The sequence below is a fragment of the Shimia sp. W99 genome, from assembly GCF_053851455.3.
This window is the reverse complement of the sequence record NZ_JBSQBU020000001.1, coordinates 276443-293587: the sequence shown is the minus strand read 5'-3', so window position 1 is coordinate 293587 and position 17145 is coordinate 276443. Positions and strand designations below refer to the sequence as shown.

General features: G+C 60.8%; 16 protein-coding genes. 7 read left to right on the top strand and 9 right to left on the bottom strand.

The genetic code is table 11. The features are described 5' to 3' along the window. Positions 1–156: 156 nt before the first annotated feature. Together ACS3QZ_RS01405 and ACS3QZ_RS01400 are read left to right on the top strand one after the other, a co-directional pair. A complete protein-coding gene (locus tag ACS3QZ_RS01405; RefSeq protein WP_456036231.1) occupies positions 157–2568 on the top strand; it encodes a hypothetical protein in 2412 nt (803 codons plus the stop codon). 106 nt (positions 2569–2674) lie between these two features. Next, positions 2675–3526 carry a lysophospholipid acyltransferase family protein gene (locus ACS3QZ_RS01400; protein WP_456036230.1) on the top strand — a complete coding sequence of 284 codons (852 nt, stop codon included), beginning with the start codon at positions 2675–2677 and terminating at the stop codon, positions 3524–3526. Here ACS3QZ_RS01400 and ACS3QZ_RS01395 read toward each other — a convergent pair. Together ACS3QZ_RS01395 and hppD are read right to left on the bottom strand one after the other, a co-directional pair. Next, the gene (locus ACS3QZ_RS01395; protein WP_456036229.1) at positions 3523–4398 is read right to left on the bottom strand and encodes a haloalkane dehalogenase; all 876 of its coding nucleotides are present in this window, start codon (positions 4396–4398) and stop codon (positions 3523–3525) included. The two genes, ACS3QZ_RS01400 and ACS3QZ_RS01395, sit on opposite strands and share 4 nt — an antisense overlap. 127 nt (positions 4399–4525) lie before the next feature. After that, complete coding sequence (hppD, locus tag ACS3QZ_RS01390; protein ID WP_456036228.1) at positions 4526–5623, bottom strand: 4-hydroxyphenylpyruvate dioxygenase; 1098 nt, start codon at positions 5621–5623, stop codon at positions 4526–4528. Between the two features lie 154 nt (positions 5624–5777). On the opposite strand from hppD, the gene ACS3QZ_RS01385 reads away from it, so the two are divergent. After that, positions 5778–6233, top strand: coding sequence for an Lrp/AsnC family transcriptional regulator (locus ACS3QZ_RS01385; protein ID WP_456036227.1), 456 nt, complete (start codon positions 5778–5780; stop codon positions 6231–6233). A gap of 22 nt (positions 6234–6255) precedes the next feature. Then, positions 6256–8136 carry a monovalent cation:proton antiporter-2 (CPA2) family protein gene (locus ACS3QZ_RS01380; protein WP_456036226.1) on the top strand — a complete coding sequence of 627 codons (1881 nt, stop codon included), beginning with the start codon at positions 6256–6258 and terminating at the stop codon, positions 8134–8136. A gap of 6 nt (positions 8137–8142) precedes the next feature. Here ACS3QZ_RS01380 and cobT read toward each other — a convergent pair whose 3' ends face one another. After that, positions 8143–9153: a nicotinate-nucleotide--dimethylbenzimidazole phosphoribosyltransferase gene (gene cobT / locus ACS3QZ_RS01375; protein WP_456036225.1), complete on the bottom strand. Its 1011-nt coding sequence runs from the start codon at positions 9151–9153 to the stop codon at positions 8143–8145. An 82-nt stretch (positions 9154–9235) separates the two neighbouring features. Between cobT and ACS3QZ_RS01370 the strand changes: the two genes are divergently transcribed. Then, a complete protein-coding gene (locus tag ACS3QZ_RS01370; protein ID WP_456036224.1) occupies positions 9236–9982 on the top strand; it encodes an adenosylcobinamide-GDP ribazoletransferase in 747 nt (248 codons plus the stop codon). Positions 9983–9985: 3 nt separating this feature from the next. Here the strand turns inward: ACS3QZ_RS01370 and ACS3QZ_RS01365 are convergent, their stop codons facing one another. The 6 genes from ACS3QZ_RS01365 to ACS3QZ_RS01340 form a co-directional block, all read right to left on the bottom strand. Next, positions 9986–10759: a potassium channel family protein gene (locus tag ACS3QZ_RS01365; protein ID WP_456036223.1), complete on the bottom strand. Its 774-nt coding sequence runs from the start codon at positions 10757–10759 to the stop codon at positions 9986–9988. Positions 10760–10862: 103 nt separating this feature from the next. Then, the gene (locus ACS3QZ_RS01360; protein WP_093093150.1) at positions 10863–11372 is read right to left on the bottom strand and encodes a CarD family transcriptional regulator; all 510 of its coding nucleotides are present in this window, start codon (positions 11370–11372) and stop codon (positions 10863–10865) included. Positions 11373–11662: 290 nt separating this feature from the next. Further along, a complete protein-coding gene (gene fdxA, locus ACS3QZ_RS01355) occupies positions 11663–12001 on the bottom strand; it encodes a ferredoxin FdxA (RefSeq protein ID WP_093093152.1) in 339 nt (112 codons plus the stop codon). Between the two features lie 50 nt (positions 12002–12051). After that, on the bottom strand, positions 12052–12429 hold the full coding sequence (locus tag ACS3QZ_RS01350; protein ID WP_456036222.1) for an RNA-binding S4 domain-containing protein: 378 nt from the start codon (positions 12427–12429) through the stop codon (positions 12052–12054). Between the two features lie 3 nt (positions 12430–12432). Next, positions 12433–15228 carry a helicase-related protein gene (locus ACS3QZ_RS01345; protein WP_456036221.1) on the bottom strand — a complete coding sequence of 932 codons (2796 nt, stop codon included), beginning with the start codon at positions 15226–15228 and terminating at the stop codon, positions 12433–12435. Between the two features lie 31 nt (positions 15229–15259). Then, a complete protein-coding gene (locus tag ACS3QZ_RS01340) occupies positions 15260–15841 on the bottom strand; it encodes a tetratricopeptide repeat protein (protein ID WP_456036220.1) in 582 nt (193 codons plus the stop codon). 70 nt (positions 15842–15911) lie between these two features. On the opposite strand from ACS3QZ_RS01340, the gene ACS3QZ_RS01335 reads away from it, so the two are divergent. Then, a complete protein-coding gene (locus ACS3QZ_RS01335; RefSeq protein ID WP_093093158.1) occupies positions 15912–16202 on the top strand; it encodes an SCP2 sterol-binding domain-containing protein in 291 nt (96 codons plus the stop codon). Further along, complete coding sequence (locus ACS3QZ_RS01330) at positions 16202–17140, top strand: alpha/beta fold hydrolase (protein ID WP_456036219.1); 939 nt, start codon at positions 16202–16204, stop codon at positions 17138–17140. Before ACS3QZ_RS01335 ends, ACS3QZ_RS01330 begins: the two co-directional genes overlap by 1 nt. Positions 17141–17145: the final 5 nt, after the last annotated feature.

The following is a 17145-nucleotide window of genomic DNA, read 5'->3' as shown; positions in this document are numbered from 1 at the left end:
GCTCCTGACCGCAGTCACCCCATCATCTAGTGGTCCACGCGCGACAACCCACAGGTGGCGCGGCTTTTTCTTCCCCTTTGGCAATAACTTGCTATAAATCCTTGAACTCCTCGCTGAGGACTCCTTTCTGCCCATTTCGGATGCTAGACCCGATACATGAAACCGGATTTCGCTCTATCGCTTTCATTTGAAGGGATCGGCCTGCTCACACGGCGTGCCGGGGGCTGGCATTTGCTGGGCGAAGTAACGCTGGATACCGAGGATCTCGCGGGAGATCTTGAGAAGCTACGCGCCAAGGGCGAGGCGGTTGCCAATGGGCCGTTCGTCACGGCGGTGATACTGCCCAACGATCAGATCAAATACCTGTCTCTGGATACCGGGCGGGCCCGCGACGCCAAGCGACGGGATGCTGCACTGGTGGCGCTGGAAGAGTCGACGCCCTACCGTGCGGACCAACTTGCCTTCGACATTCACGCAGTTGGCCGAAACACCCAAGTCGCCGCTGTTGCGCGGGAAACGTTGGAGGAGGCCGAAGCTTTCGCCACGGAACACGCATTCAACCCGGTCTGTTTTACCGCGATGCCGCCCGAAGACGATTTTGATGCGGCGCCAGATTTCGGCCCGACCAAGGCGGCGCCGGCTCTCCTGAAGAGTGCGCAGCTCAAGCCGGACCCGAGACCGATCCGCATCGTTGCAAGCGGCGACCTGCCAGACCCGGAGCCCGAACCGCTTCCTAGCCCACCCGTCAAGACGGTAGCCAGCGCGCGTGAAATCGCTGAACCCGAGGCAAGCGCTTCGACCGACAGTGCCGCCACGCCAGCATCGAACGATATATCCGACGGCACCCCTGCAAAAGCCGAGGGCCAGTCGACAGACTCAGCCGCCCCGGTCGCCTTTGCGTCGATCCGCGCACAACGAGAGACACCGGAGACGGCCTCGAAAACCACCTTGGGGGGCGCGAGCCGCACCGCGCAGGGCACCAACGCACCCGGCATACCCGGAGACTCCGGTCCCACCGCGAGCCGCAGCCTGCGATTTGATCCGGCCAAGGTCGTTGCCGGGCTGAAGGCAGACTCCGCGCAAACCGAGTCCCACGTCAAAGAAGAGAGCGCAGAAGATGACGGCGGGTTTGTTAGCCGCCGTCAAAGGACCAAGAATGCGGCCAAGCCCAAGAAAAGGCCCGCTCCGCCCGCAAATCACAGTGAGACGCAGGGCACTCAAAACACTGACAGCGAACAACAGCGGCTGACTGTCTTTGGGGCACGCACCGGCCAGTCCGTGGGAGGCAAGCCCAAGTACCTCGGCTTGATCATGACCGCCGTGCTTTTGCTGTTCCTCGCCGCGGTCGCGCTTTGGGCTGCCCTGTTTCTGGAAGACGGGGTCGCCGGGTTGTTTGGCCGCGGAGACCGAAACCAGATCGTGCTGCTTGATCCCGAAGCATCGGTGATCGCGGATGAGGACACCGCCCCGGTCCACGACAGCGCGGCTTCTCAAACGCCCGCTGAGGAAAACATGGCGGGGACCGACCCCAGCGCACTGTCTACTGACGCACTCGCCACGGACATCCTGACGCCAGCCGCCCCGGACAGCATCACCGACAGCGCCGAAATTGAAGCGATGGAGGACAGCGTTCACCCGACAGTGCTGAGCGAAAACGAGGCTGAGGCCCGCTATGCCGTCACCGGCATCTGGGAACGTGCGCCGCAACCGCCGGAGACCCCCACGGCTGGAAGCACGGATGACCTTTATGCCACCTCCATTGACCGGGTCCTGATCGCACAGGACGCCGTGGCTCTTCCCGACCCGAAAGGGTTTCTTGTGGACCAGCCGCTGAATGCACAGTTGAACCCGGTTGGGCCAGGCACCCGGTTTGATCTGGACGAGCGGGGCCTCGTAGTAGCCAGCGCGCAAGGAACCCTGAACCCGGATGGCGTCATGGTCTATCTGGGCCGCCCGCCTGTTCTGCCTGCGAGCCTGCCCAACCGCGCCGAAGCTGACGGGCGCGCCCTGTCACGTGAAGATGAGCAACGCCTCGCCTCGATCCGCCCGCGTTTCCGCCCCGGCGATCTCGTGGAGAGCAACGAGCGGGCAACACTTGGTGGGCGATCGCGTGCAGAGCTTGGGCGCATTCGCCCCAAACCGCGCCCGAGCACCGAGAAAGACGCTGCGGAAAACGACAACACCCCGACCGCGCTGGCGGTAGCCTCGTCGCTGCGTCCGCGTCAGCGGCCAAGCAACATCGCCCAACTGGCGCAGCGCAGCAAACCGACCGAAGCGGTTGTCGCCACGCCTGCAGCTGCCACCATCACCCCCAAGATTCCGACCACCGCGTCAGTTGCCCGTCAGGCCACGATCCAAAACGCGATCAACCTGAACAAGATCAACCTGATCGGCGTCTATGGAACAAGCAACAACCGCCGCGCGCTGGTGCGACTGGCGAATGGCCGTTATCGCAAGGTTCAGGTGGGAGACCGGATCGACGGCGGCAAAGTCGCCGCAATCGGTGAACAGGAACTGCGCTACGTCAAATCCGGTCGCAATATCGTTCTGAAAATGCCCAAAGGCTAGGGACCCGCATATTGGGGGATGCAGGCACGCAAACCGCCGTGCTAGTTTGCGCAGACCACATTGGAACGACGGCACGACCTTGGCACAACAGAAGCCCCCTTCCCCGATGGACGAACTCTTGCGCACGCGCTTGCGCCTGTCCCAAGGTGCCAACCTGCGGATCAAGGCGCTTCGGGTGCTCATGAGCGTGGTCGACATCGGCAACCGGGCCTTTACCGGCCAGGCTTTCTTTGCCCTGCGCGAAACTGAACAAACCCTGATCGCACTCGATGGGCGTGTCGGCACCGATCTGGTCTGGGCGCTTCTTGAAATGAAAGGGGGTACAACCATCGGGGCCCATGGCCTCCACCATGTTCCGCGCACGGGCCGCGTGGTCATCGGGGCCACCCATCCGGTCGGCACATTCGATTTCATTGCCCACGCCGGGGCCTTGCTGAAACATCGCCCCGATCTCAAGGTCGTTGCCAATCGCGAGGCCGAGCGATTTCTTGGCCCTGACCTGTTGATCCCGGTCGACCTGGATCGCAACAACAACGCGCTGTCCGCGCGCACAACACGCGCCGCCATGAAAGCCCATGTGGAAAACGAAGGCGCATTGCTGATCTTCGGGTCGGGGCGGGTGCCGGATATGCGCGACGGGCTGCTGGTAGAGCCAGCCTGGCGGATGGGTGTCACCCGCATGTCGCAAGAATGCGGCGCCCCCATAATCCCCGCCTCTGCTGACATGCGCAACTCGCGCCATTATTACCGCACGCGCCGTCTTGGCCGGGTGCTCAGCGGGGGCAATGATGACTTCGGGCGCGAGGTGGCGTCGCTGCGTTACGTGTCCGAGCTGCTTTCGAAACTGGGCGGAAACTATGATGTCCACTACGGTGCGCCCCTTGCGCCCGGCACCGCCCCGGAAACGATCAAAGCGGCTGCCGAAGGACTGGTGCCCGGTCTTTACAGCCCTGCCTAAAGTGTCCTCATCCAATTGCGCAACGCCGCCCCGATTTCATCGGGGCTGTCCTCCTGAATGAAGTGGCTCCCTGCAACTGTGACCTCGGTCTGGTTCTTCCACCCACGACAAAACGCCCGCGGCGCGCCGATCAGGATCGCCCCCGGCTCGGCGTTGACAAATAGCTTGGGCAGATCGTTTTCGGCCATCCAGTCCGCGTAGCTCTGAACAATCGCAGTGACGTCCGACGGTTCCCCATCTATCGGGATCTGCCGCGGCCATGTCAGCGTAGGTCGCCGCCCTTCGCCCCGATCGGCAAAGGGCTTACGATACTCGGCCCTCTCAGCTTCGGTCAGCTTGCGCAAGATGGAACCAGGCAGCACCACTTCGATGAAAAGGTTTTTCTCGAGGATCATTTCCTCACCTGCATCCGAGCGAAAGGCCTGGAAAATCGGTTTGGCGGGCTCTGGCCACTCGTCCCACGTTACTGGACGCACGATACCTTCCATGTAGCAAATGCCGCGCACGCGGTCGCGATGGCGGTTGGCCCAGTCAAACCCAAGCGCGGAACCCCAATCGTGGATCACAAGCGTGACATTGCCCGTGTTCCCAATCACCTGCTTCAGCAGCCCGTCCAGATAGGCACGGTGTTCGATAAACCGATAGCTTTCTGTGCCGACATCATCCAGCTTGTCGCTGTCCCCCATGCCGATCAGGTCGGGCACGATGAGCCGGCCAAGATCAGATACATACGGTACAATGTTGCGCCACAAGTAGGACGAGGTCGGGTTGCCATGCAGAAACAGGATCGGATCGCCCTGCCCCATCTCGGCACAGGCCATGCGCTTGCCATTGACGGTGACAAATGCCTTTTCAAGTGGTGCTTCAGTCATAATCGCCTCCCAGTGCGCCACCAGCCTTTCCCAGGTTGCGGTTCCAATCAAGTCTCGATGTGACGAGACGAAAAACGCCGCCCACCTCTCGGCGGACGGCGCTCCCCTCCCTCCGGTTGGACCGGATTTATTCCGCAGCTTTAATCTCGCCGGATTCGATCTGTTCGCGTTCGATCGACTCGAACAGTGCCTTGAAGTTGCCTTCACCGAACCCGTCATCGCCCTTGCGCTGAATGAACTCGAAGAAGATCGGACCGATCACGGTCTTGCTGAAAATCTGCAGCAGGATCTTGGTTTCACCGCCATTCAAGACACCTTCACCGTCGATCAGGATACCGTGTTTCATCATCCGGTCCTTGGGCTCATCATGGCCGACAACGCGCTCATAGCTGAGATCGTAATAGGCTTCGTTCGGGCCAGGCATGAACTTCAGACCCTTGGCCGCGATCTTGTCGGTGGCTTCGTAGATATCATCGGTTCCCACGGCGATATGCTGGATGCCTTCACCGTTGTATTTCTTGAGGTAGGACACGATCTGACCGGTTTCACCGCGATCCTCGTTGATCGGAATACGGATCTTGCCGCAGGGCGAGGTCAGCGCGCGTGAAAACAACCCGGTGAACTTGCCTTCAATGTCGAAAAAGCGGATTTCGCGGAAGTTGAACAGGTCGCCATAGAACTTGAACCACTTGTCCATGTTGCCCTTGAACACGTTGTGGGTCAGGTGGTCGAGGTAATAGAACCCGTCCCCTTCCGGTTTTGACGTGGTGATCCAGTCGAACTCTTCGTTATAGGGCGACGTGTCGAAATACTGGTCGGAGAAGTAAAGCAAGCTGCCACCGATCCCCTTGATCGCAGGCCAGTCCAGCGTCTTGTCTCCGGCGTCATAGGCTTCGGCACCCTTGGAAATCGCATGCTCATAAGCTTTCTGCGCATCCACCACACGCCAGCCCATGGACGGGGCGCAGGGGCCGTGCTCCTCCACGAAACGCGCGGCAAAGCTGCCCGGGTCGTTGTTGAGAATATAGGTCACATCGCCCTGCTGCCACAGTTCAACCGCCTTGGCCTTGTGGTTGGCTACGTGCACAAAGCCCATGCGCGCAAACAACTCGCGCAACTCCTGCGGCTCCGGGTGAGCAAACTCGACAAATTCGAACCCATCGGTTCCGGCAGGGTTGAAATCGGAAATCTCGGCGCGCGGGGCGTCATGCGGGAAAGGTCCCATGTCGCGTCTCCTTTTGATGTGTGTCGGGGGCATGTTTGTTCGCTGATGGAAAGATACGCGCTTCTTCGCGCGGTTTCTCCGCGAAGTGACGTGCGTATTTGACATGGAACGCGCAAATTACGCATAATTTGAAAAAATGCCGCAAAGAAGACGCATGCTTGATCAGACAGATATCCGCCTTTTGTCCGCATTGCAGAAAAATGCGCACCTGACCGCATTGGAACTCTCCGAGATTCTCAACCTGTCGCCCAGCCAGGCCGGGCGCCGCCGTCAGCGCCTTGAGGCCGAAGGTTATATACAGGGTTATTTCGCCCGACTGGACCCGGACCGCGTCGGCCTGCATGTGCAGGCGTTTATTCAGGTGCAATTGGGAACGCATCGCCCCGAGCAAGGGCGCAGTTTTGCCACGTTGATCAGCACCCGCCCTGAGGTCGTGAGCGCATGGACATTGACGGGGGATGCGGATTATCTGCTGCGTGTCTATTGTAGCGACCTGAATGCGTTGAACAGGTTGATTCACGAAATCCTTTTGCCCCACCCGGCCGTCAGTCGCGTGCAAAGCCAGATCGTCATGGATCAACCCAAACGCGACGCCCCCCTGCCGACCTGATCGGCGCGAAACAGGACTGATTATGGAAAGCGTACTCTATCAGGCGACGATCTTCCTGATGACGGCGGTCATCGCCGTGCCCATTGCGGCCCGCCTAGGGCTGGGATCCGTGCTTGGCTATCTCGCTGCCGGCATCCTGATTGGCCCGGTCTTCGGCCTCGTCGGCACACATCAGGCCGACGATCTGCTGCACTATGCGGAATTCGGCGTGGTGATGATGCTGTTCCTGATCGGCCTTGAACTTGACCCGCGTGCGCTCTGGGCCATGCGAGACAAGCTTATCGGACTGGGCGGACTGCAGATCGGGCTCACTGGGGGCGCTGTTGTCGTTGTAGCCATGGCGATGGGCATGACCTTCAACTCCTCGATCGCGATCGGCATGATCTTTGCCCTGTCCTCAACCGCGATCGTTCTGCAAACCCTTTCTGAAAAGGGACTGATGCAAACGGGCGGCGGGCGATCCGCATTCTCGGTTCTTCTGACGCAAGATATCGCCGTTATTCCGATGCTCGCGATCCTGCCATTGTTTGCAATGGCCGAAGTCCACCAGATCGCGGCAGATGGCTCGATCATTAAACCTAGCGCAACACATGCCGAGCACGGGATGTCCCTCGTCGAAGGGCTGCCCGGCTGGGGGGTGACCCTCGTGACCATCGGGGCGGTCTCGGTGATCGTGATTGGGGGAATGTACCTCACCCGCCCCGTGTTCCGCTTCATCCATGCGGCCAAACTGCCCGAGATGTACACCGCACTCGCACTACTGATCGTGGTTGGCATTGCTCTCTTGATGGAACTGGTCGGCCTGTCGCCGGCGCTCGGCACGTTTCTGGCAGGCGTTCTTCTGGCGAACTCAGAGTTTCGGCACGAACTGGAAAGTGACATCGAACCTTTCAAAGGGCTGTTGCTGGGGTTGTTCTTCATCACTGTCGGTGCCCAGATTGACTTTCAGGTTCTCGCCCGCTCTCCGGCCCAGATCATCAGCCTTGCCGTGGGCATCATCGCTCTCAAGGCGGCAATCCTCTTCCTGATCGGGCGCGCTTTTGGCCTGCGAAGGCGCGACCTCTGGCTTTTCACGCTCAGCCTTGCACAGGCCGGGGAATTCGGCTTTGTCCTGATCTCCTTTTCCTCGCAGCAGAATGTGTTGCCGGGCTGGGCCGCCGAGAGGCTCTTGCTAGTGGTGGCGCTGACAATGCTGATCACGCCGCTTCTCTTCATCCTATATGACCTGCTTTCCAAGCATTTTGGCGACCATTCTGATGCTCCCGCGCCCCAAGAGGACGAGATCGACGAACGCGGCCCCGTGATCATCGCTGGCATTGGGCGTTTCGGGCAGATCGTGAACCGCCTGGTACGCTCAGCCGGGTTCCAGACCGTGGTTCTCGACCATGACATCCGGACCATCGAGAACATGCGGCGCTTCGGGGTCAAAGGGTTCTTCGGCGACCCAACCCGTCCCGAAATCTTGCATGCTGCAGGCTTGGGAGAGGCACACGTCCTCGTCGTGGCACTCGACAACCCGGAAGCCGCATTGAAACTGGTGGAATACGTGCGCCGTGAACGGCCCGACATTCACATCGTCGCCCGTGCCCGCGACCGCGGTCAGGTTTTCCGCCTCTACCAAGCCGGGGCCGATGACATTGTTCGCGAGATGTTTGACAGTTCGTTGCGCGCGGGACGCTATGTGCTCGAAAACATGGGTCTCAACGAATACGAGGCCGCTCGCGCCGAACAGATCTTCTACAAACACGACCGATATTCGGTGCAGGAACTTGCGGAACTCTGGCGTCCCGATATCCCATCGGCGCAGAACGCGGCCTATGTCAAACGCGCCCGCGAGCTCGAAACCGAGCTCGAGGCGCGCCTATTGGCTCAGGACGAAGAGAAAGACGAACAGCACCCCTAGAGGCGCTTAGCCGTCCGAAACGCCCGCCTCGGCGAAGGTGGCCATGCCTGAATGGCACGCCACCGCCGCCTTCAACACATTGATCGCTACCGCCGCGCCGGAAGCTTCGCCAAGGCGCATGTTGAGTTGCAGAACCGGCGCCTTACCCAGCTTGTCGAGCACGGCGCCATGCGCCGCTTCAGCGCTCGCATGACCGGCAATTGCATGGTCCAGCGCCCCCGGTACCGCAGCCTCAAGGGTCGCGGCTGCCGCCGTGCAGATGAACCCGTCAAGAATTACCGGAATACGCAGGCTGCGGGCGCGCGCAATCGCTCCCGCCATCGCCGCCAATTCGCGCCCCCCGAGGCATCGCAGCACCTCAAGCCCATCCTTGCCGGAGTTGGCAGCCACACTTTCGCGCACCACGCGTGCCTTGTTGGCAAGCCCAGCATCGTCCACGCCGGTGCCGCGGCCAACCCAATCCTCTGCCGCGCCGCCATAGAGCGCGTGGGCAATGGCCGCCGCCGAAGTGGTATTGCCGATCCCCATCTCACCCACGACCAGCAAGTCGGCATCCGCGTCGACGGCCGCCCAGCCGGTGGCCAGCGCCACGACAACCTCTTCCTCACTCATCGCAGGACCTTGGGTGAAATCCGCCGTCGGTGTGTCAAGTGACAGGGCATGCACATCAAGCGACGCCCCCGCCGCCTTGCTCAGTTGGTTGATCGCCGCGCCGCCATGTTGAAAGTTCAGCACCATCTGCTCGGTCACTTCGGCAGGAAAGGCCGATACGCCCTGTGCAGTCACGCCATGGTTGCCAGCGAACACGATCACCTGCGGCGCGTTGATCTCGGGGCGCGGATTGCCGCGCCAGCCCGCATACCAGATCGCCATGTCTTCCAGCCGCCCCAGCGCACCCGGAGGCTTGGTCAACTGCCCATTGCGCTCTTCCGCCCCGCCCTGCGCCTTCTGGTCAATGCCCGGTGCGGCCAGAAGCAGGTCACGAAACGCGGCAAGGGTGGAAAAGTCGGCAGACATGGCAAAGCTCCTGTTGATCTCTTTGGTTCTGCGCTGTTTACCTGATTGCCAACGCCCGACAAGGCAGGAAATAGACACACCCATGTCCAGACCCGACACCACGTTCCGCGCAGGCGATATTCTCACCGCCATTGCTCTCCTGTCCCGACTACCGGTCCGTGCCGATTTTTCGCGCGGCGCGCAGGCGGCGTGGGCCTATCCCCTGACCGGCGCTGTGGTTGCGGCCCTTGCCGCCCTGCCGACGGCGCTTGCTCTATCGCTTGGGGTGCCGCCAACGCTTGCCGCGCTGGTCTGGCTTGCCGCCAACGTCATCCTGACCGGGGCCATGCATGAAGACGGTCTTTCGGACTGCGCCGATGGGTTCTGGGGAGGCTGGGAACGCGCCAGGCGTCTCGAGATCATGAAGGACAGCCGGATCGGTGCCTATGGCGTGATTGCCCTTTGCCTGTCGCTGATTGCGCGCTGGGGGGCCGTCGCAATTATCCTTCAGTCCACAGGATGGATCTGGGAGCTTGTCGCCGTTGCGATGCTTTCACGCGCGGCCATGCCCGCCCTGATGACCAGCCTGCCCCATGCCCGCGAAACGGGCCTCAGCCACGCACAAGGCCGCCCTGCCCCCCTGACCGCCCTTGTCGCGGCTCTACTCGCTATCGGCGCGACGGTGGCTCTCACCGGCCTTACGGTACTTGTTCTGGTCCCGCTTGTGCTTTTGGCCGCCGCGGCCTGTCGCGCAATCGCCCAAAGCAAGATTGGCGGACAAACCGGGGATGTTATGGGCGCAACCCAGCAAATCTGCGAAATCACCTTGCTGTTCGCACTGGCCTCCTGACGCTCAGACAAGCCCATCGGTCTCGATATGAATCGTGGCCCCACAATGCTTGCAATGCACCGCGTCGGGATCGTGCTTCATCAACCCGCAGCTCGGGCATTCGCACCGTACCTTGCGCGGCTGGAAAATGGCCTGCGCCAGCCGCACGAACAGCGCAACGCCAATCGCCATCACCGCGACAGAAAACAGCTTCCCGCCCGGCGTTTGCATGGTGATATCCCCGAACCCCGTCGTGGTCAGCGTTGCTACAGTGAAATAGAGCGCATCGATATAGGGCGTCTCGGTTGTCTCAAGATCTAGGAAAAACACCAGAATCGTCGTGGTTGTCACCATGATGAACACGAACAGGTTCACCGACGCGATCACCGTTTCCTCGTGATCCCGAAAAAATCGGCTGTCCCGGCGCAGATCGTTCATCAACTGGTAAGAGTGAATTAGCCTCAGCCCCCGCAACACGCGCAGGAACGCGACATTGCCCGACAGGAACGGATCGAGGAACAGCGTTACGATCACCACGAGATCGGCCAGGGTATAGAGGTGCATGAAATGCGCCTTGCGATCCTCGGCGATCCACAAGCGCGCCATGAAATCGGCCAGAATAAAAAGACCGACAAACTGGCTCAACCCGATCAGCCACGGGCCATGGGGCAGATGCGCCGTACCAATGAAAAAGAATATCGTGATCGCATCAAACAGGATCAACGCATAGCGAAAGCGCACCGACACGATGCTTTCGCCAGTATATAGTTCGCAAATTCTGTCTTTGAGAGTCTCCATCAGGAAACTAAACAGGCCCGGGTCAATTCGCGCAAGTATTTGGCGGCAAAGAAAAAGGCCGTTCCGGTACCGGGACGGCCAAAATCTGGGGCTGCGAACGGACTCAGGCCGCGCGCGAGACCAGCACTTCGTCTACCTGCTTGGCAGCGGCAACCTCGTCACCACCAGCCACGGCAGCCACTTCGCGCGTGAGACGCTCCAGCGCGGCTTCATAAAGCTGACGCTCAGAATAGCTCTGTTCACGCTGATCGTCGTTGCGATGCAGGTCGCGCACCACTTCAGCAATTGCGATCAGGTCGCCCGAGTTGATCTTCTGTTCATACTCCTGAGCGCGACGCGACCACATCGCCCGCTTGACCTTGGCCTTACCCTTCAGGGTTTTCATCGCCTGGCTCACCACATCCGGCGAGCTCAGTCCGCGCATGCCGATCTCGGTCGCCTTGTTGGTGGGCACCCGCAACGTCATCTTGTCTTTCTCGAACGAGATCACGAACAGTTCCAGCTCCATGCCGGCCACTTCCTGTTCCTCGATCGACACGATCTGACCCACACCATGGGCCGGATACACAACATAGTCATTCGGGCGGAATTCGTTCTTCTTGGCTTTCGTCATGCTATCCTTCCTAAGATACGCACCATTCGAACCAGACAAAAATACGCGCTCGGGAAACTGGGTTTTCCGAAACGGTATGTCCTCTGGTAATAAAAGCCACCCTTGGCAAAAGCGCAGGGATGGCTCGCAGGCAGTTATTTCCTTTGTAAAGGAAATATAACACGAAAAACGCCCCCTTTAAAGCTTAACAGCCAAAGGAAGGGCATTATTCCATTTTTTTCAGCCTTTTAGAGGCTGTTCCGTGGTACCGGAGGCCGAGAATCTGCGCGAATCGGTTAAGTGACCTAGGGTCAACCACCTTCGCCCGGCGCTTCCGAGAAGTATTTTTCCATCTTTCCGGGTTCGCCATCGCGTTCATCCGCGTCAGGCAGCGGATCTTTCTTGGTGATGATCACCGGCCAGATTTCCGAATACTTGCGGTTGAACTCGACCCATTTCTCCATGTCCGGTTCGGTATCCGGGCGGATCGCGTCCGCAGGGCACTCGGGCTCGCAAACACCACAGTCGATGCATTCATCAGGGTGAATCACGAGAAAGTTCTCGCCTTCATAAAAGCAATCCACCGGACAGACTTCGACGCAGTCGGTGTATTTGCAGGCAACGCAATTTTCAGTGACGATATAGGTCATGGCTCAGCTCATTCCCATCTGGTTTGACAGCCTGCCTAAATCAGCCTGCCCTAATCTTCAAGACGCGAAGCGCGCAAAGAAACAAGACTGCGACGATCTCGCTTGGTTGGGCGCCCTTTTTCCCCTGCACCCGGCGCGCGCGGAACGCTTTCCTGTTCCGGCGTCAAATCTTCATACAGGGTTTGCGCCTCGCTCGCAGGGCCACGCCGCTCTCCAAGCGCCAAAACCCGGATCACACGCACACGCCTGGCTTGGGGAAAAGTCAGCACATCGCCAGCCACGACACCATGGCTGGCCTTGGAGACCTTGGCGCTATTGACCCGCACATGGCCCCCCGTCACCAGCTTGGCTGACAGGCTGCGGGTTTTGAAGAACCGGGCCTGCCAGAGCCACTTGTCGAGGCGTTGCTTCGGACTCGGCGCGCTCACGCCTCAGTCCTTGGACTTCAGCCCCATCAGCGCTGCGGCAAAGGGGTTGTCCGGGTCGATCTTATCCTGCTTGGGCGGGCGCGCCTGATACTGTTTGGTCCCGCCATCGCGGCGCGGCCCCTTGCCCTTGGCGTTGCCACCTTTGGCCTGTGGTTTACCGCCCTTGCCACGCGGCGTACCCCCTTGGTCACGGCGCCCTTGACCACCGCGGCGTGGGCCACGGGTGTTCTGGCGGCCTGCCCACGTGAAGGTGTAGTAAACCTCCATCTCCGGCACTTCCGGCTCTGCGGCTTCCACTTCGGGCGCGGCTTCCACAACAGCCACCTCGGCCGCTGTGTCTTCGGCGACCTCTGCCTCAGGGACCGCTTCTGCCGAGGCATCTTCTGCCTTTTCGGTCTCGGGCGCAGCTTCGACCACGATCTTCACCTTCTCGCGCTCACCCTTCTCGGCCCGGTAGCCAAGGCCCTGCATCAGGTCGGCAAACTGTTCCAGCGTCATGCCGGTGATCGACAGCATGTCGGCCTTGGCCTCGAACCCGCCACGGCTGTCTTCAACGCGCAGCATATCGGCAAGACGTTCCAGCATGTCGATGCGGATCGCCCGTTCACCAGCGGCACGATAACCCGACATCGCATGATAGCCACGCGGCAGGCCCTGCCCGGACGGTACAGTCACCAGCCCTGGGGGCGGTGCTTCGGGGAATTCCTGCAATCCATTGGCCAGCGACCACAGCACCAGGCGCAGCCGCGTCGGTGCCGGCTTTAGCAACAGCGGCATGAAGATCGTGAACTGACCGAACCGGATCCCGTGCTTGCGCAGCGCGCCGCGCGCATCCTGATCCAGCTCCTTGACCTCGTCGGCAACGTCGCCGCGCGGAATGATCCCGAGGTTCTCGACCATGCGGAACGCAAAGCCCCGCGCCAAACCGGACAGCTCTTCGTCCCGGCTCAAGTTCAACAGCGGCTCGAACAGCGCGGCGACCTTACGGTCGATGAAGTGTTGCAGGCGGCGCTGCACCTTTTGCGCAACATCGGCCCCGGCTTCCTCGTCGACAAACACTTCGACCATCGGCTTCATCGGCTCTGCCCCGGCAACCAGTTTGCCTACGGCATGCTCGCCCCACATCAGGCCACCCTGCTCGGTAAAGTCGATTTCGGTATCGGGCGCGTTATAGAACCGGTCTGCCCGCAAATGGAACTGGGGCACCAGCGACTGCAACGCCGCCTGGCGCAACGTCTTGGCCTCCTGCCCGGTTTCTGCCTTGTCCGCGCTGAAACGGAACCCCTCGAGCCGTCCGACGAATTCGCCCTCAACGGTCACTTCACCCTTGTCGTTTACCTCGGCCAAAAGGGCCTCCTTCTGTTTGAGCCGGCGCAGCAACACGGATGTGCGCCGGTCCACAAATCTTTGAGTCAGACGCTGATGTAACGCATCCGACAGGCGGTCTTCTACAGCGCGAGTCTCGTCGCGCCAATGGTTTTCGTCATTTACCCAGCCTTTGCGCTGCGCGACATATGTCCACGTGCGGATAAACGCCAATCTTTTCGACAACGTGTCAATATCGCCATCTGTCCGGTCCAATCGCCGTACCTGCCGCGCCATCCAGTCGTCCGGCACCCGACCCCGTTCATGCAGATCGCAAAAAATACTCTCGATCATACCCGCATGTTCGGCGTGGCTGATGCCCCGAAAGTCGGGAATCCGGCACACATCCCACAACAGTTTGACCGAAGCACCGTCACTGGTCCGTGCGCGAATCTCCGCCTGTTTCTCCAGCGCCTTGAGCGCCATCAGGTCGTCTGCCTCGCGCGCCTTCATCAGTAACATGTCGTCCGGCGCCGTTTCCAGCGATGAAATCAGCGCGTCAATACTGCCGAAATCAAGCCGCGCATTGCGCCAGTTCAGTTTGCGGATCGGCGTAAAGCGATGCTCCATGATCGCCTCGGCCACCTCATCGGGCAATGCTGGCGCCTCTCCGGTCACGCCAAAAGTGCCATGGCTCATACCTCGGCCTGCCCGCCCGGCAATCTGGGCCAGTTCATTGGGCGCCAGCGGGCGCATGCGCCGTCCGTCAAATTTGGTCAAAGATGAAAATGCGACGTGGTCGATATCAAGGTTCAGCCCCATGCCAATCGCATCGGTGGCTACAAGAAAATCGACATCTCCGTTCTGATACATTTCGACCTGCGCGTTACGCGTACGCGGGCTGAGCGCGCCCATCACCACAGCCGCGCCGCCTTTCTGGCGCCTGATCAGTTCGGCGATGGCATAGACATTGTCGACCGAGAAGCCGACGATAGCCGAACGCGGCTGCATCCGCGAAATCTTGCGCGGCCCCGAATAGCTCAGCGTCGACATCCGCTCGCGCCGCACGAACTGGACCCCGGGCACCAGATCTGTAATCACGCCGCGCATCGTATCCGAGCCAAGGAACAGCGTCTCCTGCGTTCCCCGCGCCCGCAAAAGGCGATCCGTGAAGACATGCCCGCGCTCGGGGTCCGCACAAAGCTGGATCTCGTCAATGGCAAGAAAATCTGGCCCGATCCCCTCGGGCATCGCCTCTACGGTACAGACCCAATATTGCGTGCGGGGCGGCACGATCCGCTCTTCCCCTGTCACCAGCGCCACCACGGACGGGCCGCGCACGGCAACAATCCGGTCATAGACCTCGCGCGCCAAAAGCCGCAGCGGCAGGCCGATCACCCCGGTCCGGTATCCCAGCATCCTCTCGATGGCATAATGCGTCTTGCCCGTATTGGTCGGACCCAACACCGCCGTGATTTGCCGTTCCCCGGCCATGATATGCTGCCCGTTCTGGTCGTTGCGCGTCTTACAGTTCGCTGCCCCGAACCAGTGGCTCGAGTCGCGTCAAAGCCTCTGTTAGGCCCGGTTGATGGGGATGTATAGCCTTGACCTGCAGGTACGCTTCGTAGGCATCCGCGTTGCGCCCCATGGAATCAAGGATCACCGCCAACCCCATGATCGACTCGAAATGTTCGGGGTTGAGCGCCAGCGCCTGCTCCAAATCCCCGACGGCCGGACCATAAAGGTCGAGCGCGAAATAGGCCCGGGCCCGTTCCGCCCAACCCTGCGCAAATCCGGGCGCGTGATCGACGAGCGCCGTGAAATGCTCAACCGCAGTCGCTGCTTCTCCCAGCTCCATCGCTTTGCGGCCACGTCTAAGAAGATAGTCCGCCGTGGCCGACCCCGACAGGCTCCACGCCCGGCGCACCCGCTCGGCAATGGTTTCCGCCTGTGCTGGTTCGGCATCGCGCAGTTGCAGCAGCAGAGCGGGAACATCCTCGTCCACAAGCGCACCTTGCTGCGAAAGAACAACCGAAGGTTGCAAAAATATCGCGAACAGGCTACATGCCGTGACGACAGGTTTGAGATAACGCTTCAAGTTGACCATAACGTAAATCATTGTAGCCTGTGCACGCATGAAACCCAAGATGTGCACGACAAAGTGAAGGATCAAGCACATGAGCGATATCGTATCGGCCGCCGTGGCCGCCCTGCAAGAAAAACTGAGCGGTGACGCGTTCGATGGCTCCGCCAAGTTCGAGATCGAAGGCGAAGGCGCCATCGTGATCGATTCGGACGGCGTGCGCGCCTCAGATGAAGACACCGACGTGACCCTGTCGGCCGATGTCGAAACCTTCCAGTCGATACTCGACGGCGAACTGAACCCCACCGCCGCCTTCATGTCCGGCAAGCTGACCGTCGACGGCGACATGGGCGCCGCCATGCGTCTTGGCTCGGTCCTCGCCTGATGCACCTGCGCGACGCCCCCTTCTATCATGACGTCGCCGACGGCCCTGAAGCACGGGCCTGGTGGTTGCATTGCGAAGATGGCGTCCGCATTCGTATGGCATATTGGGCCAAGGAAGACGCGCGGGGAACGGTTTTCCTGTTCCCCGGTCGCACCGAATATATCGAGAAATACGGACGCTCCGCACATGATCTTGCCGCCCGCGGATACGCGCAGGTATCGGTCGACTGGCGCGGACAGGGTCTGGCAGACCGCCTGATCGATGACCGCCGCTCCGGCTATGTCCAGAACTTCACCGACTACCAACAGGACGTGGCCGCAATTCTCGAAGCCGCCGAACAGCTGGACTGCCCCAAGCCCTGGTATGTCGTGGCCCACTCCATGGGCGGCTGCATCGGCCTGCGCGCGCTGATGGAAGGCCTGCCGGTCAACGCCGCCGTCTTTTCCGGACCGATGTTCGGCATTCAGCTATCCGCCCTGATGCGCCCCGCGGCCTGGGCCATGTCCTGGGCAAGTTCCCGCACGGGCCAGGGACACCGCTACGCCCCCGGCACCAGCGCTCAAACCTATGTGCTCGATGCCCCCTTCGAGGGCAACACCCTGACCACCGATCCCGACATGTATCGCTACATGCAGGATCAGATGCACGCCTATCCCGACCTCGCGCTTGGCGGACCCAGCCTGCACTGGCTGCACGAGGCGCTGCGGGAAACCAAGACCCTGCGCATGCAGCCCTCTCCGGACTATCCCTGCATTACCTTCCTGGGAGACGCCGAAAAGATCGTCGATTCCGCTGCCGTCCACGACCGCATGCAGCGCTGGCCCAACGGAAGTCTCGAGCTCGTCCCCGGCGGCGAACATGAAGTGCTGATGGAAACACAGGCCAAGCGCGATGTCATTTTCGACCAGATCTGCGACCTGTTCGACGCCCACCGCTGATCCCG

Excerpts from the sequence above, each read along its gene's own strand:
- ACS3QZ_RS01405 (WP_456036231.1), top strand. The coding sequence starts at position 157 with ATGAAACCGGATTTCGCTCTATCGCTTTCATTTGAAGGGATCGGCCTG.
- ACS3QZ_RS01400 (WP_456036230.1), top strand. The coding sequence starts at position 2,675 with ATGGACGAACTCTTGCGCACGCGCTTGCGCCTGTCCCAAGGTGCCAAC.
- ACS3QZ_RS01395 (WP_456036229.1), bottom strand. The coding sequence starts at position 4,398 with ATGACTGAAGCACCACTTGAAAAGGCATTTGTCACCGTCAATGGCAAG.
- hppD (WP_456036228.1), bottom strand. The coding sequence starts at position 5,623 with ATGGGACCTTTCCCGCATGACGCCCCGCGCGCCGAGATTTCCGATTTC.
- ACS3QZ_RS01385 (WP_456036227.1), top strand. The coding sequence starts at position 5,778 with ATGCTTGATCAGACAGATATCCGCCTTTTGTCCGCATTGCAGAAAAAT.
- ACS3QZ_RS01380 (WP_456036226.1), top strand. The coding sequence starts at position 6,256 with ATGGAAAGCGTACTCTATCAGGCGACGATCTTCCTGATGACGGCGGTC.
- cobT (WP_456036225.1), bottom strand. The coding sequence starts at position 9,153 with ATGTCTGCCGACTTTTCCACCCTTGCCGCGTTTCGTGACCTGCTTCTG.
- ACS3QZ_RS01370 (WP_456036224.1), top strand. The coding sequence starts at position 9,236 with ATGTCCAGACCCGACACCACGTTCCGCGCAGGCGATATTCTCACCGCC.
- ACS3QZ_RS01365 (WP_456036223.1), bottom strand. The coding sequence starts at position 10,759 with ATGGAGACTCTCAAAGACAGAATTTGCGAACTATATACTGGCGAAAGC.
- ACS3QZ_RS01360 (WP_093093150.1), bottom strand. The coding sequence starts at position 11,372 with ATGACGAAAGCCAAGAAGAACGAATTCCGCCCGAATGACTATGTTGTG.
- fdxA (WP_093093152.1), bottom strand. The coding sequence starts at position 12,001 with ATGACCTATATCGTCACTGAAAATTGCGTTGCCTGCAAATACACCGAC.
- ACS3QZ_RS01345 (WP_456036221.1), bottom strand. The coding sequence starts at position 15,228 with ATGGCCGGGGAACGGCAAATCACGGCGGTGTTGGGTCCGACCAATACG.
- ACS3QZ_RS01340 (WP_456036220.1), bottom strand. The coding sequence starts at position 15,841 with ATGGTCAACTTGAAGCGTTATCTCAAACCTGTCGTCACGGCATGTAGC.
- ACS3QZ_RS01335 (WP_093093158.1), top strand. The coding sequence starts at position 15,912 with ATGAGCGATATCGTATCGGCCGCCGTGGCCGCCCTGCAAGAAAAACTG.
- ACS3QZ_RS01330 (WP_456036219.1), top strand. The coding sequence starts at position 16,202 with ATGCACCTGCGCGACGCCCCCTTCTATCATGACGTCGCCGACGGCCCT.